We start from the raw sequence: 26,327 nt of genomic DNA, 5'->3' as shown, positions 1-26,327 counted from the left end.
CTCTAAACTGGAAATTGTAAGAAGACATGAAGACAGCGTTGTTTCTGCTCGCCGGCCTTTTGGCTCTTTCCCCTTTCGCCGCCGGCGATTCCCTGGCCCAACAACCCGCAAAGCCCGAGCTGCGGGTCGGCTTCGTGCCGGGCCCCTATATCGACGAATTCAAGATCGGCGTCGAACCCGAGCTGAAGAAGAAAGGCTACAGGATCCGCTATGTCGAGTTCTCGACGGGCCTCGAAGCCAACAACGCGGTGTTCAAGTCCGAGATCGACGCCAATGTGATGCAGCACACGATCTTTCTCGACTCCTACAACGAACGCCAGAAGACCGATCTCGTTGGCATCGTCCACGTTCCGACACCACCGATGGGTCTGTATTCCAAGAAGCACCCGCTGGGTACGCCGATCAAGCCGGGCTCGAGCGTCGCCGTGCCGAACGATCCCGTTAATCTGCAGCGCGCGCTGTGGGTGCTGCGCGACCTCGGCCTGATCGAGATTCGCGACAGCAAACCGGTCGACGTCACCGAGCTCGATGTCATCAAGAACCCCGGCGGCATCAAGATCGTCCCGCTCGAGGCCGCACAGGCGCCGCGGGCGCTCGAGGACGTCGACTTCGCCGCCGTCCAGGGCAATTTCGCGATCTTCAGCGGGTTGAAGCTGACCAACGCGTTCGCGCTGGAGAAGATGACGACGCCCTACATCAACGTGCTCGCGGTGAAGAAGGCCAACGCCAATGCCGAATGGGCCCAGGACATCGTCGCGGGCTACAAGTCTCCGGCGTTCAAGACTGCAATCCAGGCCGATCATTTCTATGACGGCTTCACCTTGCCCGACTACATGAAGTGAACGGTTCGCAAAAACAACAGCGGCAACACACGGCACCGTCATGTTCGAATTTACACTGGAATGGACCGGTCTTCGTTCTCCCGCCGAACGGGCGATCGATGCGGGAGCGGTCACGGATCGCATCGGCAAGCATGAGCATTGATCCTCCCGCTGGTCCTGTTGATCGCGTTCCTGCTCGTGCTTGGCCTCATGACGGGAGCGCTTCTGCATCAGCGCGCTGACCGGGGCCTGCTGTATTCATCGTTCGGCAGCATGGGGCTGCCTATCCTGCCGATGGTGTCGGACTCGTGCCGCCGACCGCTGAACGCCGGTTCCATACCCCGCCTGCGGCATGCCGACGTGCTCGCGCTGCTCGCGAACGACTGATCCAATGCCTCCGCGTCAGGTACACCGCATGAAAATCGTCCCTTGCGAAACGACGCCATGGAAGTTTCTACTTGAACAAATGACAGCTTCAGTACGATCCAACCAAACTGATCGATGCCAGCGTCTGGCGATGTTCAACGTCACGTCGCCCGTGATACCCTTGCCGGGTTCTCGCCCCACAACGTTGTCCGGAGTGAACATGAGCTACATCGTCTCGCTGCATCGCAGCCTTGCCAGCTGGCTCGAACAAGCACGCGGATGGTTCCGGCGTTCGCTGCGGCCGCAGACAGGCTGCAAAAGCGGCGATCGGGACGACCTCTACGAGATCTTCCTGTTCGGGCCCCACGGCTGACAGTTTTGCCGAAGTGCCGGCCGTCGAGCTTCCCCTGATACAAAGGTAATCCGACATGACCGACGCTGCGTTGCAGCTCGCCGAGACGGGCCGCCGCCTCGATGCCATCGACCGCAAGATCCTGACGGTGCTTCAGGAGGACGCCTCACTATCGGTGGCCGAGATCGGCGACCGGGTCGGCCTGTCGTCGACGCCGTGCTGGAAACGCATCCAGCGGCTGGAGGCTGACGGCGTGATCCAGAAGCGCGTCGCGCTGGTCGACCAGAACAAGATCGGCCTCGGTCTCTCCGTGTTTGTCTCTGTGGAAAGCTCCGATCACTCCGACTCCTGGCTGAAGCGCTTCGCAGCTGCCGTCAGCGCTATGCCGGAGGTGATGGAATTTTATCGGATGGCCGGTGACGTCGATTACATGCTGCGCGTCGTCATTCCGGACATGCAGAGCTACGACGTCTTCTACAAGAAGCTGATCCACGCCGTACCGCTCAAGAACGTCACCTCGCGCTTTGCGATGGAGAAGATCAAGTCGATCACGGCCTTGCCGATCCCGCTGGTGGTGGCCGATTAAGAAGCGGGCCTTGCCCCGTGTCTGATTTGTTCGCCGCACTGCGCGGTCCTAGGACAAGGTCGCTGCAGCCCTGCTCGAATGGCGTCCGGGGGGTCTACATTGGGACGAAATGGGGAAGGTAAGCAGTAGCTTAGATGCTGGCTGGGCGGGAGGGATCGAACCTCCGAATGACGGAATCAAAACCTGCTTACTTATATAGTGATTTCAAGGCGCATTTGGAAAAAATCGTCGAAACACGCTCCAGTAATTGTAGCAGGTTGGCTACTGTTTCCAAATTAAAATGGGGCAGCTAGCGATCGATCAATCAACGCAGCTGCCATTCAGAATCGGTCAGGCATGGCACGCGCTATCACGCATGCAAGCGCCTTGGAGTTGAAGATCCCGATGAAGCGGCGATTTAAGAGTCAGCGGCTTCAAATCCTGAAAAGTCAGCGTTCTTGTTCCTTCATTCTTAGCCGCCCTTCATCACGCGTCTCGCTTTTCTGGGGTCCGGGTCGGTGACGGTCCTGAACAGGGTCTAGAACCGTCGCGCGAGTAAACGAATGACCGTTTTCGAGATGGTGCGCGATCCGCTCCTTGGCGAAGGCCATAATGCTCTGGCGAGCATTCTCATCGTTCGGCAGCGCGCGTTCGACAAGCTTATTGATGAGGACAATCTGGGATTGAGCTGCGAGCAGGTCAGAATCACGCGCAGCCGCCGGTCGGTCTGCACGGCCTGCCTCCACCGTCACACTCCACCTGTTGCGCCACATCTGGCGCCGTTCAGTGCTAGCGATTCCTGTAGCGGCGTCTATGAACTTGATCGCCCTGATGACGGGCTCGACGCCTTCCCTGCGCAGAGAGATGCTGTCGCCAGGCCTAGCGCCACTTTTTGCGACGTCCTTTTCGAGGCCGACGCCCCACACCTGATGCCGCCGGCCATCGTCCAGTTCGATGGCTACATAGGTTGATGGCTCCGCGTCGGGGCGGTTGCGGTAGGCGCCATGACCGACCTCCATCAGACGTCCGGAAACACCCTTGTCGTAGTCGAGCCTATCCGCCCGCAGCGGCTTGTCCGGAGCCGAGCGAGCGTCTACCTCGTTGATCCGGGCCTGGGCTCGTTCCCATGCCGCTCGTCGATCGGCGAGCGCCTGGCTATCAAGCTCGGTTGGCTGATACCCCTTCACATCCATGAAGCGCGCGCGTGCCTCGAGCCAGGCCTCGCGTCGGAACTCGACGGAACCATGGACGTGAAGGGCCTCCCACTGGCGATGTTGTGCCACGCTGACCATGTCTCGGATCACTTCGGCGGCAGCTATGCGGGTGACCAGGCGATCGTCAGTCGTCTTGAACGCGAGGTACTCTTTCCGCTCATCGGCATAGAGCCGCGCCTCGCGGTCAGATCCATCCTTTTCGGATTCACTGGCCACCACGTAGTATTTCCGACGGATACGGTCCGGAAACGCACTATCGGTGAGCTCCGCGGATGAAGGCTTGTTGGGGGCTGCTGCTATGGACTCGTCTTCCCTCTTTTCTCGGGCGGAAGCGCGCCCCGCGCGACGTTGCCGCTCCAGGCTGAATTCCAGGCTAGCGTCATGCCTGTCGTTCATGCTGCTCACCCTTCTGCTTGCGGCCGGGCCGCCGCGTCGGCGGAATGACCTGAGCGTCGATGTAGTTCAGGGTCCAAGCTTTCAGGTCGTCTTCGGAGAGGCCTTCAAGGTCGACATCCACGTCCCCGAAATCGAAACTGGCGCCGGCAGGGATCGTCGAGGGATCGGCGACCTCCTCGTCGGTCATCGGTCGCGACCGAAATACCGTGCGGAGTTCAGCGACTTCGGACCGGAGCTCTTTGATTTCCGCCTCAATCAGCGCATTCGAGCGGCCTTTGGGCATCTCCGGGGCGGGCGCCGGCTGCAGACGCTGGAGGAAGGCCTTGTCTTCGTAATACACGATCTTGTCGGCGATAACGGGCGGCAGGCCGGAGGCTAGGATGAAGGCCTTGGATCTCGGCAAGAGTTTCAATTCCTGCGGCAACATCAGGGCGCGACGATGCTCGGAGATGGTCTCGCTGGTCGAGCGCGTCGCAAGCCCTTTTGGTCCGCTCCGGCTGCGCGCCTTCACCGTGTCGTAGCCAATGCGCTCCGACAGCTCATTGGCTACATCCTGTTCCTTTGGCGCAAAAACGACCTCGACGGCGTGGTTGGTCATGAAGTTACGGGCGGCGTCCACCCCGTAAATTGCACGAAGCTGAGCCGGACTCTGGATCACGGTGAGGAGGCGGATGCCGTATCCGGCGATGAACGCCACTGATTTCGCGAGCACATTGACATTGCCAAGCGCCGGAAACTCATCGAGCAGAAGCAGCACCTTGCGATTGAGTTTGGAATTCTGCTCCGGCAGTTCGCGAGTATTGAGATCGACCACCTGCTGGAAAAACAGATTGAGAAGCGGCGCCATGCGGTCGAGATTGTCTGGCGTGACCCCGAGATAGATCGACATCGGCCGTTGCCGCAGCTGCCGCAAATCAAAATCGTTGGTCGAAGTCGCTGCATCGATGCGCGGGTTGAGCCAGAGACCCAGTCTCGCGGTAACGGTTTTGCGCACCGAGTTCATGGTGTTTTCGGAAGCCGCGAGGAAATCGTTCAAGGCGCTGACGCAATGTCGCGATAGTGGCGAAGGGCCGGTTTTGCGAGCGGCAATGAGTTTCTCAAAATGGGCCTTGAGGTCGCTCGCTGCGGAGAGCTGGTGCAGGATTTCGCCGATCGTCAGTGGCAAGCCAGGCGTTTCGGCGACATAGCCTCCGATCGCCACAAAGGCCGAACGTGCCGCCTCGAACCAGAATGGGTCGCCTCGGCTTTCCGCCGGAAACAGCATCACCGCGATGCGCTGCAAATCGTCATAGAGATCGGCGGGGTCGCTGCGGACATAGCCCAGCGGATTATAATGCGCCGTGCGGCCGCTCTCCTCGAGCGGGTCGAACAGATGGACCTCCTGCCCATGCGCTGCGCGAAATCCCGCCGAGCGATCCCAATTCTCCTTCTTCACATCCAGCACGACAACTGAATCTCGCCAATTGAGCAGGTTAGGAACGACATAGCCAACGCCCTTCCCTGCGCGGGTTGGGGCGTAGACCAGCACGTGTTCCGAGCCGCCAAAGCAGAGCAGTTTGCCGTCCTTGCGGCCCAGCAGCACACCCTCCTTGGACCGCAGGCCGGCGGCCTTGATCTCGCGCTCCGAGGCGAAACGGGCGCTGCCATGAAGCGGCAGAGGGCGCTGCCGGAGGATAGCGCCGAGCAGGCCAAAGACGACGATCACCCCCGCCAGAGTTGAGAGCGTCAGCCAGCGGTCAAAGCGTGGGTCAGTGCCGTACCGGGGCCAGCCCGTGGCGATCTCGGACCAATGGATGCCTCCGTCGTGATGCCTGAGCCCGAGCAGCAGAACATTCGAGGCGACCAGCAGAAAGAGCCCGATGGCGCCGACCGCAAGCGCAGTGCCGAGCGCGAACCTAGCGGGCGTGGTCGCGTTTGCGAACGGGGTCATAATAGATTTCCGAGATGCGGTAGCGGCCATCCCGCTTCTGCATCTGGACGACGATATCGACCAGAAGCAGCAGCAGCGAGCGGATATCGTCGCGATGAAGGTCACGGCCTTCCGCACTTTCCTTCACCAACAAGGTCAGTTGCTCGAAGGCGAGCCGGGCGCTATCGGCATGGACCGTCGTGATCGATCCTGGATGTCCGGAGTTCACGTTCCTCAAATAGAAGAACGCGGTCCCATCCCGAAGCTCCTGCAGCAGGATCCGATCTGGTCGCATCCGCAAGCACGACTCGAGGAGTTCGCGCGGCCCAATTCTGGCGATGCCCTGCCCGTCCTTGGCATAGAGCAGCCGCACGCAATTCTGATGGGGGATGACAAGCTCGACTGTATCCTCAATCGTGATGAGCCGCTCGTGCGGCGGGATCGCCGCGATCAGTGCCTTGGACAAGGTGGTCTTGCCGGAGCCGGTTGCGCCAGAAATGAGAATGTTGCGGCGAGTTCGCACGGCCAGATCGAGGAACTCGCGCCATGCGCCGGCTTCCTTCAGGGCGAGCAAGCGATGCTCGTCAGGGCTGAGCTCATGACCGGTGACACGGATCTCATCGAACAGCTTCGCCTGCTCGAAGGCGTCAAGCGTCATGGTCAGGGTCGAGGGCTTGCGGATCGTCAGGCTGATCGTCCCGGGCGGCACAGCCGGCGGGACCACGATCTGACAGCGCTCCTCGCCGATCAAGCTGGTCGAGACGACCGGATGCTCCGGACCGATGTCCTGGCGGGTGTGACCGGCGGCGGCAGTCGCCAGATGCGAGAGGTAGGCATGCGTCAAAGCCGGCGCCTCATGCCGGGTCCAACCGCCGGGCCCTTCCACGAAGATCTCGCCCGGGCGGTTGACGACGATTTCGGTCAGGCTCTTGTCGGCCAGGTATGGCCCCAGCGGCTCCAGATAGCGCTCCAGGACCAGGCGGCCACCATCGCGTTCAATCGACGTCACCTGGCTCATTTCGTCACCACAGCCGGTGCTGCGGCGTTCCCGGGAACGGTGCGGTCGAGAATCTGGGTCCGGCTCTCAATTCGCCGAAGTTGATAGACCGAGGAGAAATCCACGTCGCGCGCGACGAAGATATTGACGAGTTCGCCCTGGTTCTTGTTCAGCGTCGGCGGGATGTTGATCGACTGCTCAACCGCAATAGCGGCGGCGTTGTTGGTGGCGCCCGCGGTGTTGTTGATCTGGATGGAGCCGTCCTGCATCTGTTGACGACCGATCGACGAGGCATCGCTGACGATCGAGAGCAGGAGCGCCGAGCCAAACCGCTCAAAGAAGTGAGTGTCAATGTCGCCGTCGAACCCGGCGCGGCCTAGCGCATCCGTGGCCGGCGAGGACAACGCTGCAATCACCCCAGTTGGCGTCTTGGCGCGGGTCCACAGGACGAACAGGCGCTTTGAACCGCGCCGCACATTGCCGCGATACTCGCCAACCACCTGCGTGCCTTTTTCCATGAGCACAACGTTGCCGGAATCCGACATCACGTCCCGTATGACGACACAGGAGACGAAGCCGGCCACGTCTGACGACATCGCAGTCTCCAGTACGCACGGAATTGAAGTGCCCTGGGTGACCAGCAGATTGCGGTTGGGAAGCCGCGCGGCGCGCACGCCCTCGATCGGAGTGGGCTTCAGCTTGTCGGCAAGATCGTTGTGCGGCTCGCCCCGTCCAAACTCATAGGGCTCGGTGAGGACGCTTCCGGTGGCGCTATCGCGGGCGGGGCGCCCGGAAGAAACCGGCCGATTATAGGCCAGCACTGGGGCGCGCCGGGCGCTCTCCAGGAGCTGGTCGGCGGCGGGCGCCGGCGCCGCTGGCGCAGCTGCGACCGGCGTGGCTGCAATCGAAGCCGTGATGATTGGTGCAGACGGTGGTTCCGGTGCGGGCTCGAACGCCGCCGCCGGCCGGATCATGAGCTTGCGGGCGGAATCGCTCACTGGCTTATCGCTCTTCCAGGTGCTCCAGATGATCAGAAAGGCAAAAGCGGTCAGCGCCAGCGCGCCGAAGCCGCGCTTGAGCATCGCCGCTCGACCATTGTCCCCGCCTCCCACCGGGGTAATGCCGCGGTCGCCGGCAATCGTCTCATCGTGATGATCGGACATGTCGCGCTCGCCTATCGTGACTTCAGGGTTGGAAGTGATTTCTTCGCCCGCCGCTCAACGGACGGGCTCGTGGTATTGGTGCCGGGGTTGATTCCGACCGCGTCGAACGCCTCGTTGAAAATGCAGAGCACGTTGCCTCCTTTGCGCAGACGAAACTCTCGCGCTGTGGCATGAACGACCACGAGTTCGCCGCGGACATCCTTGGGCACCAGGCTTTCTGAACCATCGGAGTTGATCAGGTAGATCGCCGGGATTTCGCGGTTCCCAGCGAAGCGGAAAGTGGTCTCCTTGCCGTCATCGAACACGGCTTCCGGCTCGAGGTCGATCGAGCCCTGGGCCGAAAACCGCCAGTTGCGCGCCCCATAGGCATGATGCAAGTCGAAGGTCTGCTCGACCAGCGCCCCTTCCCGCTCGGCGCCGCGAGCGGCGGCTTCCATGCGACGGCGCTCGATCTCGTCACCGGGATAGGCAAAGCGGACGACGAAATAACTGTCCGCCAGCGTGGTCTCGGCGATCGACAATTCGAACTGGTAGGAGCGCTTGCGGCCGTCGGGACGGGTGGTCACAACCTGCAAATTGGTCGGCGGATGCTTTTCCCGCGGCTTGAGGAACAGGATCGAGCCTGCCGGGGCGACCTCCCACGCCACGGAATCGCCGATCGCGACATGCGCGACCTCCTCGTCATCGGCAAACAGAATCTGGGTTGAAGCCCGGATGACGCCGTTGACCCGGACCACGTTAGCCGGATCGTAAGTGACCGTGCGCACGCGAGCGTCGTGTTGACCAGGTGCGGGCTGCTGCAGCGCCAGCACCGGCCCCGCTAATCCCAGCGCAAAGATCATCAAAAGGACGAAACGTTTCATGGCACGACCTCCGGATCGGCGCGATATTCCGAAACCAGAAAGCCGAGGGGATTAATGAGACGGTCGGCGGAGGACATTGGCGCGCTGGCGTAGGAGAACGTCAGGGTCGAGACCCAATGGGTGATGCGGGTTTCCTCGCCCTTGCGGCTCTCCTTCATGAACCGCACGGATGCGACATTGTCGGCCAGGAGCGAGATCGCCTTGATGCGTACGGTGGCGACCCCGAAACGACCTTGAACGACCTGCGGGCTTTCGGGATTGGAGCCGCGGTACCACGCCGCAAAACGGGCTTGCTCGCCCGCCCCGGACAGCAAGGAAATGGTTCGAAAGTTGGTTTCCGCCTCCGGATAGCTGTAGCCCTCGCGTGCACGTACGTAGCGGCCGAGAAAATACTTGGTCACGGCCTCATCGTAGCGCGCCGGCGTCGATTTGAGCGCGGAGACCGTGTCAACAATGCCGGTGGCATTATCGACCCGGATGACGAACGGCTCCACTGTTTTGAGTGGTGCAAGTGCTGCGACCGCACCGACCGAGGCGGCTGCCAATACGCAGGCACCCGCGGCGATCACCCACGCTGTTCGGCGCGAACGATGGGCCGACAGCAACAGATCCTGTTCCCACCGGCGCGCGTTGTCGAAATAGGTCTTCAGATCATCGTGCCGGACCATCTCACGCCTCCTTGCCGCAGGCGCGGTAAGAGGCTGCAATGTCCAACCGAGAGCTCGAATTGGCGGTATGGCTGGATGGCGCTGACGGTCCGATCTCGCCTTTGCGGATGATGGGTGCTGGCGCCGATGGCGGAATTGACGGCTCGGGTGTCGCCAATGGCGTGCCGTTCTCCCAATCCCAAAGTGAACGATTGAGCGGTCGGCGCGTCAGACCATCACAGGACGGCGGCCCCTTTGACCAGTTCGCGCAGCCCCCAAGCTGCCATGGGATAACGCAAATGATGAATAGTCGACGCCACATCGTTCTGATGCCCCTGTCTTTCCTGTCGCCTGATGCCGGCGATCTTTGCTTACGCTGTCGTCGTGCCCTGGGATCGGACCCGCCGCATACTGCCGCCCTGCCGGCTGCCTCTGACTGCAGCAAGACCCCGGCTTGCCGACCAGCGTGCGCCGGCATAAGCGCCGCCGGCTGCGGCCGTGGCATTGGCAATCAGGGGAGTTGTGACCAGCCGGCTTGCGAGCGAAGCCCCACCCCCGGCAAGACCGCCTGCGATGATCGGCAGTTGCAGCGAGATGTATCCGGACAGACCGAGCACTGCGCTGATCGCGACCGCGGCCACCACCATCTCGCCGGCTGTGCCCGCATTGGCCGCGAACCTGTCGATGAAGCCACTGACGGTTGTTAGCATCAGCCCGACCAACGCGACCACCAGCACCAACAGGATCACGAAATTCGCGACCTGCCGAAGCCAAGCTTCCGTAAACGGCCGTGTGGCCTCGAACAGTCCGAGCGCAATGAAGACTGGACCAAGCGCGATCACAACGCCGAGGCCGACCTTGGCGTAGAGCAGGATGGCAAATTGCAGGAAGGAACCGACTGCCACGAAGACCAGGAGAATGGCGGCGATGAGCGCTGGCGCGATGTTGGTCAAACCGGCTTGTTCGTAAATCCTGTTGGCGACGTCGATCCCTTTAGAGAGAAGTTGATCGAAAGGCGCCCCGGAATTGGTGTTCAGTCCGGATCCCGCCAGGGCATTGCCGATCTCCTTCGGCAGGGAATCAAAGAACAGACCCGTGACGTACTGCTGGAAAGCGCTTGAATTGGTCGCGAGCAGAACCACCACCACGATCCGCATCGCCCGCCAGGCGAATTCCATGATCGGCTCAGAGATCGCGCCGCGCATCACAGCAAAACCGTAGAGGACGACGTAGAGCATCACGGCGACGCGCAGCGGGCCATCGATGTACGACGCGAGATTCGACACCGATGTCGATACGAACGCCGTAATCGGTTGCTGGAACTCCTTCAGAAAACTGTCAAAGACGTTTATAGCCATCGCGGCGGTCCTTATTTCAGGGCGTCTTTCATCTCTTGGATGGTGACTTTGTTACGCGCTTCATTCGCGTTGATGCAGTCGGGCGTGTTCCCACGTTCGCCTGGGTTATTGCGGCACGCCTTGAGCGTTGCCTGAAGCTCGTCCCGATGCTCGAAAAACCAGCTGACGGTCTTCGTCTGCTGGGTCGTATCGGATTCATTACAACCAGTAAGAGCGGCGGCAACAGCGATCAGCAGAATGGATGCTCTCAGTCTCATTGCAGCGCCGCTTTCATTTCATCGACCAGTTGCCGCTGTTTTTCGCGCTCCCGCTGCCCGTCCATGTCCGTGCGGGCCTGCTGGATCATCGCGAGGCCTTGCATCCGGAGCACATCGTTCTGGAGCAGCGCCTGTTCGGCCTGCAGCCGGGCTGACAAATCAAGGGTCTCCTTGACGTCTGTCGCACTGCTGATGCGAGTTCTGAGCTCCTCCAGGGCATCGACGCGCTGCGAGGCAGTGTCGTACACCGCCTGCCCCATGGAGTGCTTGGCGCCGGTCTGCCGCGCGATCCGGTCGAGCTCGCTCTGGTAATACGAATTGCCGCTGTTGCCGGCATATGCGCGGTTCTGCGAGAGATAGTGGTCAATCGCGTCGGCGAAGTTGCCGCCGCCCTGCCCCGCGACGAGACGTTCGATCTCTGAGAACTGCTGGGGCAGAACTTTCCGGAACTGCGGTGTGTTCAAGAGCGACCCGATCTCGTTGGCGTTGGTCCGCTTGTTGAAGCTGTCATAGAGCTGCTTGGCCTGGTTCAATTGATCCTGCGCCACCTTGAGCTGCGACGTCAGGGCATCGACCTGCTTCTTCAGCTCCGTCAGTTGCTCAAACTGCCGCGCGAAGACGTTCGGGTCGAACACAATCTCGGCTGCTGCCGGAGACGCCATCAGAAGGGCCGCGACTGACGCGGAGGCAAACATCGCCGACATGCGCTGAACCATCATCGGACTTTCCTCCGCTCCGCGTGAAATACCGGCAGCCATTGGGCCGGATCGTCGCCGACTTCGCTGCGAATGCGATCGAGCAGTTCGACCGTTTCCGTCCGCCCTGACAGCACGGCAAGGGCGTCGTCGAAACCGCCGAGATCAAGTTCCGCCACCACCGAGTTGTGGCCCTGCTTGACCAGGAACCGCCGGCTCTCGGGCGCGAGCTCCTCCTTGATCAGGCGGAATTCAGTGTCGGTCAGATGGAAGCCGTCGACATAGTCAGATCGCGTTCCCCGCGCGTTCGGGAGGAAGATTTGCGTCGGGCATTGCTCCACAATGGTGTGCGCGATCGGCGAGGCCAGCGCATCGCGTGGCGACTGCGTGCCGAACACCATGACGCCATTCTGCTTGCGGATGGTTTTCAGTTTGTTGTTGGCGAGATCCCGAAATGCCTCGTCGCCGAGCGCCTTCCAGAACTCGTCGATGTCGATGATCAGGCGCCGGCCGTCGATCAGCCGCTCGACTCGATGGAACAGATACATCATCAAGGGCGTGCGAACGGTCGGATGATCCAGGAGGTCGGTCATGTCGAAGCCGATGAACCGGGCCTCTAAGGCGATGGCATCCTGGTCGCCATCGAGCACCCAGCCGAACGGCGCGCCGCGGCACCATCGCTCCAACCGCGCACCAATGCCCTCGCGGTCCTGCTGGCCGAGGAAGGCCCGCAGCGCGCCGAACGAGCGTTCCTCTTGCCGCAGTTGACCAAGAGCGCGTAATCCGGAGTCGATCCGCTCTTCCTCGGTCACGGTCAGCGGCCGGTTTTCCGGTGTGACGAGTTTCCGGATAAGCGCGCCGAGGAAGGACAGGTTCGCTGGCGTCAGCTCCAGCGCCTTCAGCGGCGCGCAGCCGGTTGCAACGCCGTTGTGGAGCGTCAGATAGGTGCCGCCGGCGGCGCGGACGAAAATCTCGGCACCGCGGTCCTTGTCGAAGAAGACATAGGTGGCCCCGAGCCGCTCGGCCTGGGACAACAGGAAATTCTGCACGACGGTCTTGCCGGACCCGGACGGGCCGCAGATGAAAGTGTTGCCGAGGTCGCCATGGTGGAAAGAGAAGTAGTACGGCGAGCCGGAGGCTGTCTTGAGCATCGCAATCGCCGGACCCCAATGGTTGCCGGCAGCCCTCCCCGTCGGATATGTGTGAAACGGGGAGAACGCCGCGAAATTGCGGGAGCTGATCGCCCCAGTTCGTGCCCGATATTTGAACAGCCCGGGGAGCTGCGCCCAATAGGCCGCTTCAAGTCCGAGATCTTCGCGCGCGACCACGCTACCGGCATCCGCCAGTGCTCGCCGCGCTACGCTCATATGTTCCTGTAGCTGGGAGGGCGTCTCCGCGTAAATCAGCAGCGAGAGGTGATGATCGCCGAACGCGAATCTATTGGATTCGAGATCGTCGAGCGCGTCAGCGAGTTCGTCGATTTGCGAGGCCGCCGGATCCTGAGCCGACACCAGCTGGTTCTGCTTGCGGGTCAGAACGGTCTTGGCGTCAGCCTTGGACAAGAACGCAAAGGATTGCGTGAGGATGATCTCGAAGGGCGCGGAAAGCAGCGCGTTCAACAGCCCAGGTCTGGTGGACGCCGGATATTCCTTGATCCCGAACATACCAGCGAAGCGCGATCCGCCGGCACCCCGGATTTCGATGGCTTCGCGGCCGAAGATGACACGGTTCGAATAGAGCGCGGGGCCGATCGGCCCTTGCGGCAATGGGACCGGGAGCCACTGCCCGCTTGTGATGGCGTGGAGCAGTTCCATCGGTTCTGAAAACACGATCCCGTTGCGCTCGACCAATCCAAGGCTGTGGGCACCGTAGCGCTCCAGGGCCGCGACCAAGTCGCGCCTGGCATCCTCGAGCCGCTTCAAGGCGTCGCTGTCGACCTCGAGGGAATGCCCAGCATTTCGGCCAAGTTGCTTGAAGAACGCTGCGGCCACGTCCGTGGTGGCACGACCGGGATGCCAGACCAGCGTCAGATAGAGATCGTTGCGAAAGAGCGCCTCGTTGCGGAGCCGGTTGCGATATTGCGCGTCGAGCGCGGCTGCAAACGTCGAGCGGAATGCACCGGCCGGATAGTCTGACGTGCGGCGGCGCACCAGATGGGTCCATAGCGCCAGCCGTGGATCCGCCACGTTGCGCAGCGTGAGGTTCAGCTTGGCGTGAAGGTCGTTCAGATCCGCCGTCTCGGCGGTTTCGAACGAAGTGCCGTCAAGCCTGATCACCGTGAGCAGCGCTCGGGTCGTGAGACTGATCACCGTATCGGTGACGTGCCGGCCGAACGGCAGGTAGACATCGGGACCGATCTCCCGGGTCTTCAGAGCGGCGCTACGCATAACCAAGGTCTCCTGCTCGATATCGCCGAACGAGCTTGAGCGGCGTGCAGGACGATCCGCCCCAAAATGACGCATTCCGCGTGCGCCCTCGGGTCTCGATCCAGGCAAGCAGAATCCGGAACATGTTGGGGTCGTGCCGGCAGATGATGCGGCAAAGACCATGGATCGGAATTGCGACCAAGCCGTAGAGAATGCTGCCAGCTACCAGAAACAGGATGCAGGAAAACATCACATTGAGCGCCATGGCCTCCATGGTGACGCCAGCAATCATGGCCGGACGCGTGCAGGCCAGGAACAAGGTGTCCTCCGTGAGACGCGGAGCCTCGATCATCAATGCCCCCCGGTCAAGGTCGAGACCACCTCGGAGGCGCCGAACGTGATGGCCACACCGAGCACGACATAGGCGGCCTTGCGCAGATCGAGGTAACCGAACATCCAGGCGATGCCGACGATGATGACGGCCAGCGTCGCCAGCAGGCGGGCGACGTTGCCGGTCAGCATGTTGACGATGTTCTGCAGCACGCCTTCGATGTTCGCGGTCTGCGCAAACGCGGGCTCGACCAACGCGATGCTGAGAACGGCGCCCATGCAAAGGATGGCAGCGGAGTGTTTAAGAGGAGAAGTCATGGCACGGCTCCGATTGGCACTGCAGCCGGACCCCAGCCCGGACCGCGGTTGAGTTGAGATGAAAAACGGCGATCCTCATCGTTCGTAAACAAAGGCTGATGTGCCTATTCCCGAGCGATAAACGTCCCAGGGCCGGCGCTCGCGGGCAGAGGCTGCGGGTGGATTGATTGTCGTATCGCCGGTGGGGCGATCGCGACCGGTGGAAGCCATCGGCTCGATACGAGGCGCCGAGACTTGACCGGAAGCCTTCGGCGCGAAGCTCGCGACAACCTCGGCAATCGCCTGGTCGCGGTCTGCGCGTTTTATGCTCGCCGTTTGCAGTCGCGCATCGAACAGTCTGCCAAGCCCGGCAATGTGCTGGCACGGGTCGAAGGTGGTACTAGCCGTCAGCCCGGCGTTTCGTGTTTCCTCCGCATCAAGTTGACCGAGACCCGTTCGGACCTGCTGGCCGGTCGCGATGGCCTCGGTTGCGAGCTGGATGGCTTCGTCACGGTCGGTTGCCTGAATCGGAATTGGTTTGCGCCCCTGAATCGTGATGAGCAGCGGCTCGAAGGAGCTCGCCTGCCGGACGAGTTCCGTCAGCGGCCGAGCCATCGCCGTGGGGGCGCATCGTTCGACCAGAGCCGCGAATGCAGCTGGATCCATGGTGAAAGCCTTCTTGTCGGGAGCTGAGACGTCGATGCTAGGCCGCGATCGCCAGGCTTGATGGCGCGTCAATTGCACACCCCGAAATCTGCCCGGCCGCTCGGATCGCGCCGAGAGCCTCCTTAGTGATCGGCAACAAACCGGCGACGGCTTTGGTCGAGCCGATTTGACGAGGCATACCGAGGCGATCGAGCTGCCATCCGGCCCGGCGCAGGATGCGTTCCATGCGCAGGTCAGTGACCGTTGCGATGGCCTGAAGATTGTGCTGCTGCCCCCATTCGAGCATGGCTGCAAACAGCAGGAACGTCGCTTTGCGCAGACCATTCTCTGCTGTTGCCGCCGCACTTTTGGTGTCAACGCAGAAGCGCGAGCTCTCCCAAATTCTGGCCGACCTCGGCGCCGCGTTACCATCGAGCAACACCGGGAACGTATCGGCCAGCATGTTTCGTCCGGTGGTGGGCAGCAGGCGAACACAGCCCACAACGTCGTTCTGCTCGAGTGCCAGGAGATAAGTTGGCTTGAAGGTGTCGTACTGATCGATCTCCATTCCGTTGCAGACAGAGACGTCCCAGTCGAGCCGTTCCTTGAACACACGCCCTCGCAGGCGTTGCATTCCCATTGCCAGTTCAGAATCCTGCAGCAGCGCCGCACGGGTGCGAACAATGACCTTCATTCTTAACCTCAAACTTACGAATCACAGCTTCGAGATCAAGAAAGCAGTCGCGGTCACGGCGTTGCGCTGTCAGTTCTGACAGGGCGCTATGGGTTCTGTTGGGTCCCGAACCGCATTCGCAAGGCGCGGTAAACCGCGCGCACTTTGGAACCTGTATAAGTTCCGTGATGCGCAGGTCTGACAGCGCAGGGAATGAAATTCCTTAGCCTCCACCACGTGGAGAAAATCTTTTTGTTGGGTGGCTGCAGTCAGAGGTTGTTCTCCTCCGTCGTATGTTCGCGTTGCTGCTGTAGGTTTGATAGGGCGATTTGCAATTGTTCGTGCCGCAAAGCTGCCGCAACGTCGCAATAAATGCCTGCACGTGGAGCGCGAATCATCAGGATATTCGCGTTGTGGGAACTAAGAAAAGACTGAAGTGACGCAATGAAAGACGTCAAAAGAGCATGCGATGAATTAGTCGATTGTCTGCACGCTGCCCATACGGAAGATGATTTTCGGCGTGTTGCGGAACGAGCTGCGCATGCCCTGGGATTCCGGTGGTTTGCCTATTTTGGTCAGCGCGCCAATGGCCCCATTCTGATCTCATCCTATCCGAAGAGCTGGACCAGCCACTATTTTCGCGAAGGCTATCACAACATCGATCCCGTTCTTCAGGAGCCGCGAAACACGAGCCGTGTGTTCCTGTGGGATGGTCGTGAGGCGCGAAGCGCAAAGTCGGCGAAAGAGCGCCGCCTGTTCGATGATGCGCTCAGCTTCAAGATCAGGACCGGCCTGACCATTCGCATTCCCTCAAGTCAAAACCGGTTTGCGGCGTTCACGCTGGCGGTGGATGAGCGCAGCCTTGGACTCGATCGCTTCGTCGAGAGCTCGCAAGATATGTTGCAAACGGTGGGGCTCACTTACCATGCCCATGTGAGCGCTGCCGGAATTGGACGGACGCCTCGGTACGCCCAGCAGGTCTGCACCTTGACCCAGCGCGAAAGGCAATGTTTGGGTTGGATCTCCGAGGGCAAGACGATGCAGGATATTGCTCAGCTCCTCGGTGTCGGCTCGCGCGGTGTAAAATTTCATTTGGATAATGCCCGGCGGAATCTTGCTGCATTAACCCTCCCGCACGCTGTGGCTCTCGCGCTTCGGCAGGGATTGCTCCCGTAATGCGCAAAACAGCTGTCCGGTTTGCAAGGAGTTGCGAAGATCGACGGTTCAATTGGGGTAGGAGTACTGGGCGGTCGCACTCAGGGCGCGGGATTCTTTGGTACATACCCACGGCGTGATTTGCGGACGAGCCAAGCCTCGAGCGCTTCGACGGCCTGGACCCTCTCGGCAAACAGATCGATCCGCCGGCGGCCACGGTGGCCCAGACGTCCCCATTCGCGCACCAACGCCGTATCACCGAACAGAGTCGGTTCAATCGTGAGGACATAGAACCTGGCCATATTGCGGGCCGGATCGCAACGTTGGAGCGCGAGGTATGGCACCGTGAGTTCGGACATGCGCAAGAATCGCACCTGTCGAAAACGTCGTCCAATTAAGTTATCGAATCGATCAGGCTCATCGATTCAGAATGTTAATACCGGTGATGAAAGCCATTGAGGGTGCTCAACGAGCGGTCTCCGAAACTACAGGGTGTTGTGCGCCTCTGACTGCAAACAAAGTGGGCGTCGCCCTGCGGGCCGGCCTGGAGGCTGCGCTGAAGCCCCGCGAGCGGGTCTTCCCCCTTACGGGCTGCCATCCCTGACGCGAAACGGCCCGAGTCCCCGAATAAGGCAGCTGCTGAGTCATCGGAAGCTCCCGCGTATTCGCGTCGGACCTCATCCCCCTAAATGCAAGCGATGCCTATGGTCTCGAGGACATCGAAGCCCAATTCGCGGAGTAATCGCCTGGCGGGCAAATCGACTGTCGCTCCGGACAAAAGACGGCGGCTGTTCTCGCAGTCAATCAGACCGATACTGCATCCGCGGGCGAACGATGTGCGTTTCGGCTCACATGCTTCCGGTGAAGGACCAACTCCGCTCTCGATCGGGCTTCCTTGGTTCTGGTGCGGCCTTCTACGATCAACCCGCAAGGGGTTCGCTACGCAAGCGTGCGACCTCTTCGGCTTCGCCTCTCGAGGTGACCGCGACCGCCCCCGAACACGTCGGCGCCTGTCGAGCGGGGATGGTCCCCGCCGCAAGACGGGAGCCTTTCAATGTCGCACAATCTCACCCTCGCTCAGAACCACGCCTTCGATCTTGCCCGCACGCTGGTGGTGCCGGTCATCCTTTTCCAGCCTGAGAGGGAATTCGGTGTGATGGTCTCCAGCGAATAGGACGGGAATCAGGATGCGATCGTCCATGAATACGACCCCTGGTGCCCGGCTCATCGAGCCGGGTGACCGGCTGCCGCTGGCGCCTTGCCGGCTGCAAGGGAAGCTTCGCCGCGCCCACCTAGCTGACAAATTCGACAGCTTGTCCGCGCGCCCTTGCCTCCGGCAGGCTTCGCGGCCGGTCGGGGGGACGTGCCGCAAGGCTAGGAACAAGTGAGACCAACAGAAGAGGGCCGGACGTCGCCTGCGCGACCTGGTGCAGATAAATGGACAAGCAAGAAATTGAAGAGCTGCGTAAAAAGGGTGGTTGCGCAGCCCTGCTCGAGAAAGACGGCTGGAAGGTCGACGTCAAGGAAAGCACCCGGCGAGCGATCAAGTATCGCCGCGACACCAACATCATCATCGTCATCCACCAGGGCCGCGGCTGGTTCGATCCATTGTCGCCGGCGAAAGGGGACGTGTTTTCGCTAGCCGAACACCTCGGTGCTGGTGGTTTTGTCGAGGCGTGCGGCCGTGTAGCGGATGTGGTTGGCTTCGTTCCTGCGGCACCAGCGTGGCAGCGCCCGGCAAGGGCCAAGGCCCTTGCGTCGATTGTAGAGCGGTGGGGATATCGTGTCACGCTGCGGCCCGGCTCGCCAGCTTGGCGCTATCTTACCGGCGAGCGCGGACTGCCGGCGGACATCGTGAAGCAGACGGTCGCTAGCGACCTGTTGAGAGAGGGCCCCCTAGGCAGCATGTGGGCGGCGCACAGCAATTCTGCTGGAGCGCTCACAGGTTGGGAGGAGCGTGGACCGTCGTGGCGGGGCTTCGCCACGGACGGCAGCAAGGAGCTCTTTCGCTTCGGGTCGGAGGGGGCCGAGCGGATCTGTATCACCGAGGCCGCCATAGATGCGATGAGCCTCGCCGCAATCGAGGTCCTGCGGCCTGACACCCTTTATGTCAGCACTGGCGGCGGTTGGTCGACCGCGACCGATGACGCCATCCGCGGCTTGGCCAAGCGCGCCAACGCTTGGCTCGTGGCAGCAACCGACAACAATCGGCAAGGCGACATATACGCCGACCGTGTCAGTACCATCGCCGCAGATGCAAGTGCCCGGTATGCCCGTTTGCGGCCGCGCGCCGGCGACTGGAATGAGGATTTGAGCGCCTGACGTCTAACTGATGCGGCTCGCCAGGGTGACGCGCCGGCTGCGTGGGGGCCGCGCCAAGGCCTTCAAATGAGTGGGGTCTCTGACGCCCTGGCGTTGAGCGAAGGAAGAGGGGATCGAACAATGAAGGTGGGAAGATGAAATGGGAATGCAGCGCTGCCGCATGCCCGGCCGGCGCGTCAAGGGTGAAGCTTCGCCCGCGTTCCGCGGCCCTTGACCCGCCGGACCTTCGATTCGGCCGGCGGGGGAGGTGTGATGAAGGACTGAAGTGACGAAGGGATCAGGCGGATCGCTCGCGCTGTCAGTCCGGCCAGGCCAAGAGGAGCCGCCCATGCACACCTCCCCCAGCATCCGCAAAGTCTTCGAAGGCGTTGCGACGCGCCATGAGATGCACCGCTTGTTCAACCGCCATCGTGGTGACCCCGCGATGGCCGAAGGTGAAGGCCAGCATCTCTTCGCCGGCGAGTGGTTTGAGATCAACGAGCGGGAGCACGACTACATGCTCGAGATCCTGCCCCCGCTGTTCATGCGCGCCGACATGTTCGCGATGCGCGAAATTCATGACGGGCAGCATCACCAGCATCTTCTTCACGCTTGCCATCGACGGAAAGCGGCGCTGGTTCCATGGCTATTGCGATCTTTCAGATCGGCTGTCGCCGGAGCGGATGAAGGCGGCGATCATCGAGCGCGAGTCACGGCCCATGCGCGCGATGACGCGCGACGAGCGGCTCGATCACATCTGGTCGGGCACACATGACGATTATCGCGGCTATGCTGGCGAGCGCTGGCCGCAGGCCATGCGCGGCCGCCGCACTGTACTCGTCTATGCCGGCCAGAGCGGCACGGTCCTGAAGCTCCTCGACGACCTCACCGAGGCAGAGATCGCGGCCAAGCTGCCGGTGCAGTTCCGCCATCTGCCGGAGACGGCCGCGGCCTAGCCCGACCTTACCTGCCCGCCCCGCGGCAGCCCGGCCTCGCGCCGGGCGTCGCATTTCAGCACCCGGCCCGGGCGGGCCCACTCATCAACTCTCGCAACTCCGTGCCGTCCGTCGCAGGGAGCGCTGCGGCTTTCTGTAGCGCTGCCGAAGGGAAGGTTTTTTGGTCTAGGTCGGCTCCGGGCCGATATTGTTGCAAAAGTCGATTTTCGCCGATGACCAAAATTCTGCGGGCCGTGCGCGCGACTTTCGCGTACAAGATGCGAGGGACCTCATGGCCTCACGCAAAATTCACAGGCGACTTCGGTAACGCGATTGAGGTCATACGAATCAGCGATCACTCGCTGCTTAGTGTTTTCGCGAAAAATCTTGAGCCCTGCAACTTTCGACTTTTGCAACACAATCGGCCATAAGCGGCCTTTCGGCAGCCCGGCTGCTTACTTCCGTTTGAGTATCGGGAGCGGACATCACCCGCGCTGGTCGGGAGGTCCGAGATGGGCCACAAGCGGTCCTCGACCGGCTGCGCGTCGTGGGTCAGCTAAAGGGGCAGAAGCGGAAGACCTGATCATACGTCAGTTCAGCTGCCCGACTATATGTCGAGCATCCTCCGTTGTGTCGACCGTTCCTGCTATCATGGCTTCGGTGGGAGAAGGCTTCGCGAGACATCCGCTTATGCAGGAGGACTCTCATGGGGAACGCTCTTGTGGTCCGCAAGGACCGACTGCCTCAATCTCAAAAGATGCAACGGGCAGCACAGTATGTCCGCATGTCAACAGACTATCAGCAATACTCTATCGAGAATCAGGCGGCGGCGATCGCAACCTATGCCCAACTTCACCAGCTAACCATTGTTCGCACTTACCGCGATGAGGGCCGGAGCGGGTTGAAGATTAAAAACAGGCAAGGCCTTACCGAGCTCCTCACCGACGTTCGGTCCGGTCGTGTGGACTTCGGACATCTCCTCGTATTTGACGTCAGTCGTTGGGGGCGTTTCCAGGACGTCGATGAGAGTGCGCACTACGAGTTCATCTGTCGTGAGGCAGGCGTGAAAGTTGCGTATTGTGCTGAGCAGTTTGACAATGACAACAGTCTGCTTTCCAGCATCATAAAAAACATCAAAAGGGTTATGGCAGCCGAGTTCAGCCGCGAGCTTTCTGGCAAGGTTCACGCAGCAGCCATGCGTCTCGCGAGACTGGGCTTCAAAATGGGAGGGCCAGCGCCGTTCGGGCTAGAGCGACACGTTTTGGGCAACGGACACAGGCCCGGAGGAAGTTTGCAGGCTGGCGAACGAAAGTACTTGTCCACGGATCGAGTAAAGCTGGCACCTGGAGCGAAGGAGCAGGTCGAAGTCGTCAGGTGGATCTTCCGCGAGTACCTTCGGGGCGCGACTCAAAGAGCGATTGCACGCGAGCTTAACGAGCGCGGAGTTCCCTCCATCGAAGGGCATTCTTGGAGTCGAAGCGGCATAAGCAACCTTCTACGGCAAGAGGCCTACATCGGCACTGCCATCTACAATCGAGGCACAAAGAAGCTTGGCTCCAAGAGAAAGCAGAATCCAAAAGAACTCTGGATCAGAAGCGAAGGCGCTTTTGAATCAATAATCGACAGTGATGTGTTCGTACGCACGAGAAAGGCCTTAGAGGAGCGTTGTGTCCGCATACCGGAAGATGAGATGCTTCTACGTCTTCGAAAAGTCCTAATGAAAAAAGGCAAACTCAGCGCGGACATCATCAAGGAGACCCCCGGGCTCCCATCTATAGCCACCTATCTCAAACACTTTGGCACAGTGCGAGATCTTTACCGGCTGATCGGCTATACTGGAAAACAAGGTTACTGGGACAAGCTCGATGCATACAAGCGTTGGGTCAATTTTCAGCTTGGAAACGCTGCGCGGCTTAAAGAGACATTCGAAAGATCGGGCATGAGCGCCAGCATTGATGCGTCTAATGTGTGCTTGCGCATTGAAGATACCGTGAGCATTTGCTTCCAAATAGCTAGGTGGCGGATGCATGTCGGCAGGCCGATTCGATGGACGATAGCCCGCCGGGCGCGACGGCCCAAGGGGTGGGTTGTCGCTGCTAGATTGGGTGAGAAGAACGCGGCGATCCTCGACTACGTCCTGATGCCGTCAACCTCACTGTCGTTTGAGGGCCAACTGTTTTGGTTTTCCGAGCGCTCGCGTGCATCTCAAAGAATTGAGCGCTTTGACACTTTTGAAGAACTATCTCGGGTTCTCCTCAGAAGGGTCAGTAATACACTCGTCCCACCTCGCACTAAACGCGCAAAGTGAGGAAGTGAGCCTGTTTGCACTGCCGGTGGATGTCCGCTCCGGGTCAAAGGCGATCCTCCACCGGCTGCGCGCGGGAGGTCAGCTAGGGGCCACAAGCGGTCCTCGACGGGCTGCGCGAGGCAAGTCAGCTAGGGCGCCAGAAGCAGACCTCGCAGCTCATTCGGCTTTTCTATTCCGACGTCGAGAGCGGAGTGGACCTCTCTTCCCCTGGGAGAAAAGGTGGCGTCACCCGAACTGCGCGACCACGGCCGACCACAGACGCCAGATTTCGGGGGACTTTTCATCGACGGCGGTCTGCACCATGACCAGCTTCGAGGGCGGATCAACGAGGATGCGCTGCCCGAGGTGCCCCAAGAGCGCGAATTGCCGTCTGCTGCCGGGAAACAGGTAGACCTGATAGCCGTACCCGAACCCTCCCTCGGCTTTTGCCAGATACGTCTCGGAGGCAAGCACCGTGGTCGCATCAATCACCCACTGTGCAGGTATTATCTGTTTGCCTTCCCACGCTCCGTCGTGGGCCAGCAAACGGGCGAGCCGCGCGTAATCGCGCAGTACCGCATTGAAGAACCCGTGCGCTACCTCACGGCCTTCCGCATCAATTAGCCATTTGGCATCCGCTTCCGTGCCGATCGGCTGCCAAACTTTTTCCTGGAGATAGCCGCACATTGATTGACCGGTCGCGTAATGCAGCACGAGACCAAGCACGTCCGTCTCGATACTGGCGTAATGGAATCGCGTCCCCGGCGGCGCGATCCGTTGGTTGAATTGCGCGATGCTGGCAACGGTGCCTTTTTGGGAAAACCAGTGTTTGCGCACCGTGTCGCCCCACAGGCGATCGAGGTCGTCTCCGCTGCCTTTCGCTTCATCGTTCTCTTCACCGAACTTTACGCCAGACGACATGTGCAGCAGCGCGCGGATCGGCGTTGCACCGTATTCCGTGCCTTTCAAGCCGGGAACATAGGTCTCCGCAGCATCGTCGATCGACTTGATCGCGCCTTCCGCGGTCGCGATCCCTATCAGCATGCCAGTGATAGATTTTGCCATTGACTGCGATATCAGCCGATCTCGATCAGTGCGGCCGTACTGATAGCACTCAACCAGAATCCGGTCGTCCTTAGCGATCAACAGGCCCGTCACCGGATTGCGCGACAGATAATCCGCAAGCGAAGCGCGGTTTCCCTTGTACTGGTAGCTGACATCCGCCGGCGTTCGCTTGAATGGCCAGGATGTGGCCGCGCGATCGACCTGGCGTGTCGGGAATATCTCATCGTAATGACTGAATGCGCCGACGCGGTATTTTGGCGAGGCCGGATTGCCGGGCTGGAAGATCCTCCACCGGTCCTTGATCGGGTAGTTCTCGGCCGCGCCGTAAAGTTCGGCGTCCGGGCCATCGGCGAAAAAGGACGGACCACCACCGATTTCAGCAGCCCAACTCCATTTCGCCGACGCCGCAACCCAGGTTGCCGCAAGTCCGGTCAGCACAGAGCGTCGCGAGAGTACTTTCCCGGCGCTGGTATGGGAGCTACCGCTGCGCCGCTTGCAAGAGTGATAAAATCGCGGTTCGCAAACCTGGCCCATCCGACCTCGAAATCGCTGGAGAGGGCCAACTGCTCCTCACCACGAATGCTACGGTGAGTAACATTTAGCTAAGCAGCGTGCTGTGTCAATGGCCTACAGCTTTTGAGCGAGGTCAGCTTTGAGTCACGGCTGCCTTCCCAAATTCCGAGAGGCATGACGGCAGTAACCCCCAATGCGGACGTTAGCGGCCGCGCTGTGGACGGCAGCGATGGGCCAAAATCAGAAGTCGAGCTTGTCTGGATTTGAGGCGTCGGAGAAGCTATCTTGTGCAACTCACTGGGAATATTTCCTGCCTGCTGGTGAAGACGAAGGATGACCGACGACGACATTGAGATACGTCGCCTCGCACCGCAGGACGCACTCCTCTATCGAGACATTCGACTAGAGGCTCTCCAAGCCAACCCGGAATCGTTCGGTAGCACGTTCGAGGTTGAAGATGCTCAGCCGCTGGGTTTGTTCTCGGATCGGCTCAGTAGCTCTACAGTGCTCGGCGCGTTCCGCGACAAAGAGCTCGTCGGCATTGTCGGCTTTGCTGTCCAACAGGGCCGGAAAGAAGCTCACAAAGGTGCGCTTTGGGGAATGTACGTTCGCCCCGCCGCAAGGAATGCCAAAATCGGTCGGCGGTTGGGCGAAGCGGTATGCAATCACGCTCGTCAGCAGGTTGAGCTGATCCAACTCAGCGTGGTGGTCGACAATGAACAGGCGCGGAGCCTTTATGCGAGTTTGGGCTTCCTGGAGTACGGCCTCGAGAAGAACGCGCTGAAGCAAGCTGGGCGCTACTACGACTTGGTTCTTATGGCGAAGGATCTCTCGCGGGCCTGAATTATTTTGCGTCCCTGACATCGACCGCTCACCAGCAGGCACGATTTCTGCTCTGGGCCACAACCGGACAACCGATAGAAGCGGACAAAGGCTTTACCTAATGCGAAGTCGCTTGTAGGTTGTGCGCCCCCGGAACTGGACGCGATAGATGGCAAACCCCTTCGCCGCGCTTTCGGCTACACAGCGGCATGCAGCACTGCAAGCGACGACGAGCGTACTGGGGGCTAATGCAATGCCGAGCATCCGAGCTTTGACCGGTGGAGTCTCGGGAGCATTTGTTTTTCTGATTGAGACGAATGGCCGGCGCTTCGTGCTGCGAATAGAAGGTCCGGAGAGCCCCTTGCGCAATCCCCACCAATATCACTCGATGCGCATCGCCGCCCAGGAGGGAATTGCGCCCCGGCTTCATTATCTGGACGCCCCCAATCGTGTGGCGATGATGGATTTTATCGAAGATAGACCACTTGAAGGCTATCCGGATGGCAGTTCAGGACTAGCCCGGGCGATCGGGGCGATGCTTAAGAAGCAACAGAGTGCGCCCTTGTTTCCATACTTCCTGGATTACCCAGAGATTGTGAACAGGCTCTGGACCCATGTTTGTAAGACTGGTCTTTTTGTTGACGGTCTCTTGGACGAAGCTTCAAGCCGGCTAACCGAGATCCGCGGGACCTATGGTCTTAGAGCGGAGCATTTTGTTTCAAGCCACAATGATGTACTCCCCAGAAATGTGTTGTTCGACGGCGAGCGGCTATGGCTGATCGATTGGGAGACCGCCTATTGCAACGATCCGCTGGTAGATGTGGCAACCGCGCTCGACAATTTCGCACAGTCCCCGGAATTGGAAGAAATGCTGTTGCTCGCTTGGCTTGGCCGTGAGCCAGATCGGCCTCTGCGCGACCGACTGACACAAGTTCGCGCCCTCACGCGGCTCCATTATGCAGGAGTGCTGTTCAGCGCTTCGGCACTTGGGCCACGCGACAGGCCCGATGACAACCTTTCGTCGCTCAGCTCCGCGCAATTCGAGAGGGCGATTCGCGAGAAGCGGCTTGTACCTGGGACTGCGGAGACCAGTCATGCGCTGGGCAAGATGTTTCTCACCTCATTTCTGACTGGCTCGATACCGCCCGGACTGCCGCCCATGTATATGCGATAGGTTGAAGGACGTTCTCGCAGCAAGGAATTTAGCAGGCAAGCTGCCCTGAGGAGATCGATGCCGATGTCCGCTAGACTGTATGTCCCCCCACAAAATGAGGCGACTCACCCTCGATGTTGCGACGAGGGTTGCCCGGATGGACCGGGTAGAGCCTCAAACAA

General features: G+C 60.6%; 25 protein-coding genes and 1 pseudogene. 10 read left to right on the top strand and 16 right to left on the bottom strand.

Annotated features, from left to right (window positions below; translation table 11 throughout):
- Positions 1-26: 26 nt before the first annotated feature.
- The 4 genes from AC0L3K_RS00130 to AC0L3K_RS00115 all read left to right on the top strand — a co-directional run bounded on the left by AC0L3K_RS00130 (position 27) and on the right by AC0L3K_RS00115 (position 2,125).
- Positions 27-842, top strand: coding sequence for a MetQ/NlpA family ABC transporter substrate-binding protein (locus AC0L3K_RS00130; RefSeq protein ID WP_473365298.1), 816 nt, complete (start codon positions 27-29; stop codon positions 840-842).
- A 138-nt stretch (positions 843-980) separates the two neighbouring features.
- Positions 981-1,208, top strand: coding sequence for a hypothetical protein (locus AC0L3K_RS00125; RefSeq protein WP_473365297.1), 228 nt, complete (start codon positions 981-983; stop codon positions 1,206-1,208).
- A gap of 199 nt (positions 1,209-1,407) precedes the next feature.
- Positions 1,408-1,560, top strand: coding sequence for a hypothetical protein (locus tag AC0L3K_RS00120; protein WP_473365296.1), 153 nt, complete (start codon positions 1,408-1,410; stop codon positions 1,558-1,560).
- A gap of 55 nt (positions 1,561-1,615) precedes the next feature.
- Entirely contained in the window at positions 1,616-2,125 is a 510-nt protein-coding gene (locus AC0L3K_RS00115; RefSeq protein WP_473365295.1) for an Lrp/AsnC family transcriptional regulator, read from the top strand.
- Between the two features lie 428 nt (positions 2,126-2,553).
- On the opposite strand, the gene AC0L3K_RS00110 is transcribed toward AC0L3K_RS00115, so the two are convergent.
- The 14 genes from AC0L3K_RS00110 to AC0L3K_RS00045 all read right to left on the bottom strand — a co-directional run bounded on the left by AC0L3K_RS00110 (position 2,554) and on the right by AC0L3K_RS00045 (position 15,935).
- Positions 2,554-3,714 carry an LPD7 domain-containing protein gene (locus tag AC0L3K_RS00110; protein ID WP_473365294.1) on the bottom strand — a complete coding sequence of 387 codons (1,161 nt, stop codon included), beginning with the start codon at positions 3,712-3,714 and terminating at the stop codon, positions 2,554-2,556.
- Positions 3,698-5,644: a type IV secretory system conjugative DNA transfer family protein gene (locus AC0L3K_RS00105; RefSeq protein ID WP_473365293.1), complete on the bottom strand. Its 1,947-nt coding sequence runs from the start codon at positions 5,642-5,644 to the stop codon at positions 3,698-3,700. The genes AC0L3K_RS00110 and AC0L3K_RS00105 overlap by 17 nt, the downstream gene beginning before the upstream one ends.
- Positions 5,610-6,641, bottom strand: a complete 1,032-nt coding sequence (gene virB11, locus AC0L3K_RS00100) for a P-type DNA transfer ATPase VirB11 (RefSeq protein ID WP_473365292.1) — start codon at positions 6,639-6,641, stop codon at positions 5,610-5,612. Before virB11 ends, AC0L3K_RS00105 begins: the two co-directional genes overlap by 35 nt.
- A complete protein-coding gene (gene virB10 / locus AC0L3K_RS00095; RefSeq protein ID WP_473365291.1) occupies positions 6,638-7,783 on the bottom strand; it encodes a type IV secretion system protein VirB10 in 1,146 nt (381 codons plus the stop codon). The genes virB11 and virB10 overlap by 4 nt, the downstream gene beginning before the upstream one ends.
- A gap of 11 nt (positions 7,784-7,794) precedes the next feature.
- Complete coding sequence (gene virB9 / locus AC0L3K_RS00090; RefSeq protein ID WP_473365290.1) at positions 7,795-8,646, bottom strand: P-type conjugative transfer protein VirB9; 852 nt, start codon at positions 8,644-8,646, stop codon at positions 7,795-7,797.
- Positions 8,643-9,314, bottom strand: a complete 672-nt coding sequence (locus AC0L3K_RS00085; RefSeq protein ID WP_279689107.1) for a VirB8 family type IV secretion system protein — start codon at positions 9,312-9,314, stop codon at positions 8,643-8,645. Before AC0L3K_RS00085 ends, virB9 begins: the two co-directional genes overlap by 4 nt.
- 350 nt (positions 9,315-9,664) lie before the next feature.
- Positions 9,665-10,651, bottom strand: a complete 987-nt coding sequence (locus tag AC0L3K_RS00080; protein WP_473365289.1) for a TrbL/VirB6 family protein — start codon at positions 10,649-10,651, stop codon at positions 9,665-9,667.
- Between the two features lie 11 nt (positions 10,652-10,662).
- Entirely contained in the window at positions 10,663-10,908 is a 246-nt protein-coding gene (locus AC0L3K_RS00075; protein ID WP_473365288.1) for an EexN family lipoprotein, read from the bottom strand.
- On the bottom strand, positions 10,905-11,543 hold the full coding sequence (locus AC0L3K_RS00070; protein WP_473365287.1) for a TrbJ/VirB5 family protein: 639 nt from the start codon (positions 11,541-11,543) through the stop codon (positions 10,905-10,907). The genes AC0L3K_RS00075 and AC0L3K_RS00070 overlap by 4 nt, the downstream gene beginning before the upstream one ends.
- A gap of 80 nt (positions 11,544-11,623) precedes the next feature.
- Positions 11,624-13,990 carry a VirB4 family type IV secretion/conjugal transfer ATPase gene (locus tag AC0L3K_RS00065; protein ID WP_473365286.1) on the bottom strand — a complete coding sequence of 789 codons (2,367 nt, stop codon included), beginning with the start codon at positions 13,988-13,990 and terminating at the stop codon, positions 11,624-11,626.
- A complete protein-coding gene (locus AC0L3K_RS00060; protein ID WP_473365285.1) occupies positions 13,983-14,321 on the bottom strand; it encodes a VirB3 family type IV secretion system protein in 339 nt (112 codons plus the stop codon). Before AC0L3K_RS00060 ends, AC0L3K_RS00065 begins: the two co-directional genes overlap by 8 nt.
- Entirely contained in the window at positions 14,321-14,617 is a 297-nt protein-coding gene (locus AC0L3K_RS00055) for a TrbC/VirB2 family protein (RefSeq protein ID WP_473365284.1), read from the bottom strand. The genes AC0L3K_RS00060 and AC0L3K_RS00055 overlap by 1 nt, the downstream gene beginning before the upstream one ends.
- Positions 14,618-14,692: 75 nt before the next feature.
- Positions 14,693-15,262 carry a lysozyme family protein gene (locus tag AC0L3K_RS00050; protein ID WP_473365283.1) on the bottom strand — a complete coding sequence of 190 codons (570 nt, stop codon included), beginning with the start codon at positions 15,260-15,262 and terminating at the stop codon, positions 14,693-14,695.
- 37 nt (positions 15,263-15,299) lie between these two features.
- Positions 15,300-15,935, bottom strand: a complete 636-nt coding sequence (locus AC0L3K_RS00045) for an acyl-homoserine-lactone synthase (RefSeq protein ID WP_473365282.1) — start codon at positions 15,933-15,935, stop codon at positions 15,300-15,302.
- Positions 15,936-16,358: 423 nt separating this feature from the next.
- Between AC0L3K_RS00045 and AC0L3K_RS00040 the strand changes: the two genes are divergently transcribed.
- Complete coding sequence (locus tag AC0L3K_RS00040; RefSeq protein WP_473365281.1) at positions 16,359-17,090, top strand: autoinducer binding domain-containing protein; 732 nt, start codon at positions 16,359-16,361, stop codon at positions 17,088-17,090.
- Positions 17,091-17,170: 80 nt separating this feature from the next.
- Here the strand turns inward: AC0L3K_RS00040 and AC0L3K_RS00035 are convergent, their stop codons facing one another.
- A complete protein-coding gene (locus tag AC0L3K_RS00035) occupies positions 17,171-17,428 on the bottom strand; it encodes a WGR domain-containing protein (protein ID WP_009859433.1) in 258 nt (85 codons plus the stop codon).
- Between the two features lie 1,078 nt (positions 17,429-18,506).
- Here AC0L3K_RS00035 and AC0L3K_RS00030 point away from each other — a divergent pair.
- From AC0L3K_RS00030 to AC0L3K_RS00020, 3 genes and pseudogenes are all read left to right on the top strand, one after another.
- On the top strand, positions 18,507-19,391 hold the full coding sequence (locus AC0L3K_RS00030; protein ID WP_473365280.1) for a DUF3991 and toprim domain-containing protein: 885 nt from the start codon (positions 18,507-18,509) through the stop codon (positions 19,389-19,391).
- 328 nt (positions 19,392-19,719) lie between these two features.
- Positions 19,720-20,326 (top strand): annotated as a pseudogene (locus tag AC0L3K_RS00025) (DUF1419 domain-containing protein).
- A gap of 685 nt (positions 20,327-21,011) precedes the next feature.
- On the top strand, positions 21,012-22,613 hold the full coding sequence (locus AC0L3K_RS00020; protein WP_473365279.1) for a recombinase family protein: 1,602 nt from the start codon (positions 21,012-21,014) through the stop codon (positions 22,611-22,613).
- 225 nt (positions 22,614-22,838) lie between these two features.
- Here the strand turns inward: AC0L3K_RS00020 and AC0L3K_RS00015 are convergent, their stop codons facing one another.
- Positions 22,839-24,095 (bottom strand): serine hydrolase domain-containing protein, encoded by a 1,257-nt coding sequence (locus AC0L3K_RS00015; RefSeq protein WP_473365278.1) that lies wholly within the window; start codon positions 24,093-24,095, stop codon positions 22,839-22,841.
- A 408-nt stretch (positions 24,096-24,503) separates the two neighbouring features.
- Between AC0L3K_RS00015 and AC0L3K_RS00010 the strand changes: the two genes are divergently transcribed.
- Both AC0L3K_RS00010 and AC0L3K_RS00005 read left to right on the top strand, forming a co-directional pair.
- Positions 24,504-25,013, top strand: a complete 510-nt coding sequence (locus AC0L3K_RS00010; protein ID WP_473365277.1) for a GNAT family N-acetyltransferase — start codon at positions 24,504-24,506, stop codon at positions 25,011-25,013.
- Positions 25,014-25,161: 148 nt separating this feature from the next.
- Positions 25,162-26,166, top strand: coding sequence for a phosphotransferase (locus AC0L3K_RS00005; RefSeq protein WP_473365276.1), 1,005 nt, complete (start codon positions 25,162-25,164; stop codon positions 26,164-26,166).
- The last annotated feature ends 161 nt before the right edge of the window (positions 26,167-26,327 follow it).

Source organism: Bradyrhizobium sp. MI1.10, assembly GCF_055811035.1.
This window is presented reverse-complemented; position numbering and strand designations above follow the sequence as displayed.

Bases quoted from the DNA above. Each gene is read 5' to 3' on its own strand.
- AC0L3K_RS00105 (WP_473365293.1), bottom strand. From the start codon at position 5,644: ATGACCCCGTTCGCAAACGCGACCACGCCCGCTAGGTTCGCGCTCGGC.
- AC0L3K_RS00050 (WP_473365283.1), bottom strand. From the start codon at position 15,262: ATGGATCCAGCTGCATTCGCGGCTCTGGTCGAACGATGCGCCCCCACG.
- virB10 (WP_473365291.1), bottom strand. From the start codon at position 7,783: ATGTCCGATCATCACGATGAGACGATTGCCGGCGACCGCGGCATTACC.
- AC0L3K_RS00045 (WP_473365282.1), bottom strand. From the start codon at position 15,935: ATGAAGGTCATTGTTCGCACCCGTGCGGCGCTGCTGCAGGATTCTGAA.
- AC0L3K_RS00080 (WP_473365289.1), bottom strand. From the start codon at position 10,651: ATGGCTATAAACGTCTTTGACAGTTTTCTGAAGGAGTTCCAGCAACCG.
- AC0L3K_RS00085 (WP_279689107.1), bottom strand. From the start codon at position 9,314: ATGGTCCGGCACGATGATCTGAAGACCTATTTCGACAACGCGCGCCGG.
- AC0L3K_RS00040 (WP_473365281.1), top strand. From the start codon at position 16,359: ATGAAAGACGTCAAAAGAGCATGCGATGAATTAGTCGATTGTCTGCAC.
- AC0L3K_RS00030 (WP_473365280.1), top strand. From the start codon at position 18,507: ATGGACAAGCAAGAAATTGAAGAGCTGCGTAAAAAGGGTGGTTGCGCA.
- virB9 (WP_473365290.1), bottom strand. From the start codon at position 8,646: ATGAAACGTTTCGTCCTTTTGATGATCTTTGCGCTGGGATTAGCGGGG.
- AC0L3K_RS00005 (WP_473365276.1), top strand. From the start codon at position 25,162: ATGGCAAACCCCTTCGCCGCGCTTTCGGCTACACAGCGGCATGCAGCA.
- AC0L3K_RS00110 (WP_473365294.1), bottom strand. From the start codon at position 3,714: ATGAACGACAGGCATGACGCTAGCCTGGAATTCAGCCTGGAGCGGCAA.
- AC0L3K_RS00055 (WP_473365284.1), bottom strand. From the start codon at position 14,617: ATGACTTCTCCTCTTAAACACTCCGCTGCCATCCTTTGCATGGGCGCC.
- virB11 (WP_473365292.1), bottom strand. From the start codon at position 6,641: ATGAGCCAGGTGACGTCGATTGAACGCGATGGTGGCCGCCTGGTCCTG.
- AC0L3K_RS00075 (WP_473365288.1), bottom strand. From the start codon at position 10,908: ATGAGACTGAGAGCATCCATTCTGCTGATCGCTGTTGCCGCCGCTCTT.
- AC0L3K_RS00130 (WP_473365298.1), top strand. From the start codon at position 27: ATGAAGACAGCGTTGTTTCTGCTCGCCGGCCTTTTGGCTCTTTCCCCT.
- AC0L3K_RS00060 (WP_473365285.1), bottom strand. From the start codon at position 14,321: ATGATCGAGGCTCCGCGTCTCACGGAGGACACCTTGTTCCTGGCCTGC.
- AC0L3K_RS00010 (WP_473365277.1), top strand. From the start codon at position 24,504: ATGACCGACGACGACATTGAGATACGTCGCCTCGCACCGCAGGACGCA.
- AC0L3K_RS00065 (WP_473365286.1), bottom strand. From the start codon at position 13,990: ATGCGTAGCGCCGCTCTGAAGACCCGGGAGATCGGTCCCGATGTCTAC.
- AC0L3K_RS00115 (WP_473365295.1), top strand. From the start codon at position 1,616: ATGACCGACGCTGCGTTGCAGCTCGCCGAGACGGGCCGCCGCCTCGAT.
- AC0L3K_RS00020 (WP_473365279.1), top strand. From the start codon at position 21,012: ATGGGGAACGCTCTTGTGGTCCGCAAGGACCGACTGCCTCAATCTCAA.
- AC0L3K_RS00035 (WP_009859433.1), bottom strand. From the start codon at position 17,428: ATGTCCGAACTCACGGTGCCATACCTCGCGCTCCAACGTTGCGATCCG.
- AC0L3K_RS00120 (WP_473365296.1), top strand. From the start codon at position 1,408: ATGAGCTACATCGTCTCGCTGCATCGCAGCCTTGCCAGCTGGCTCGAA.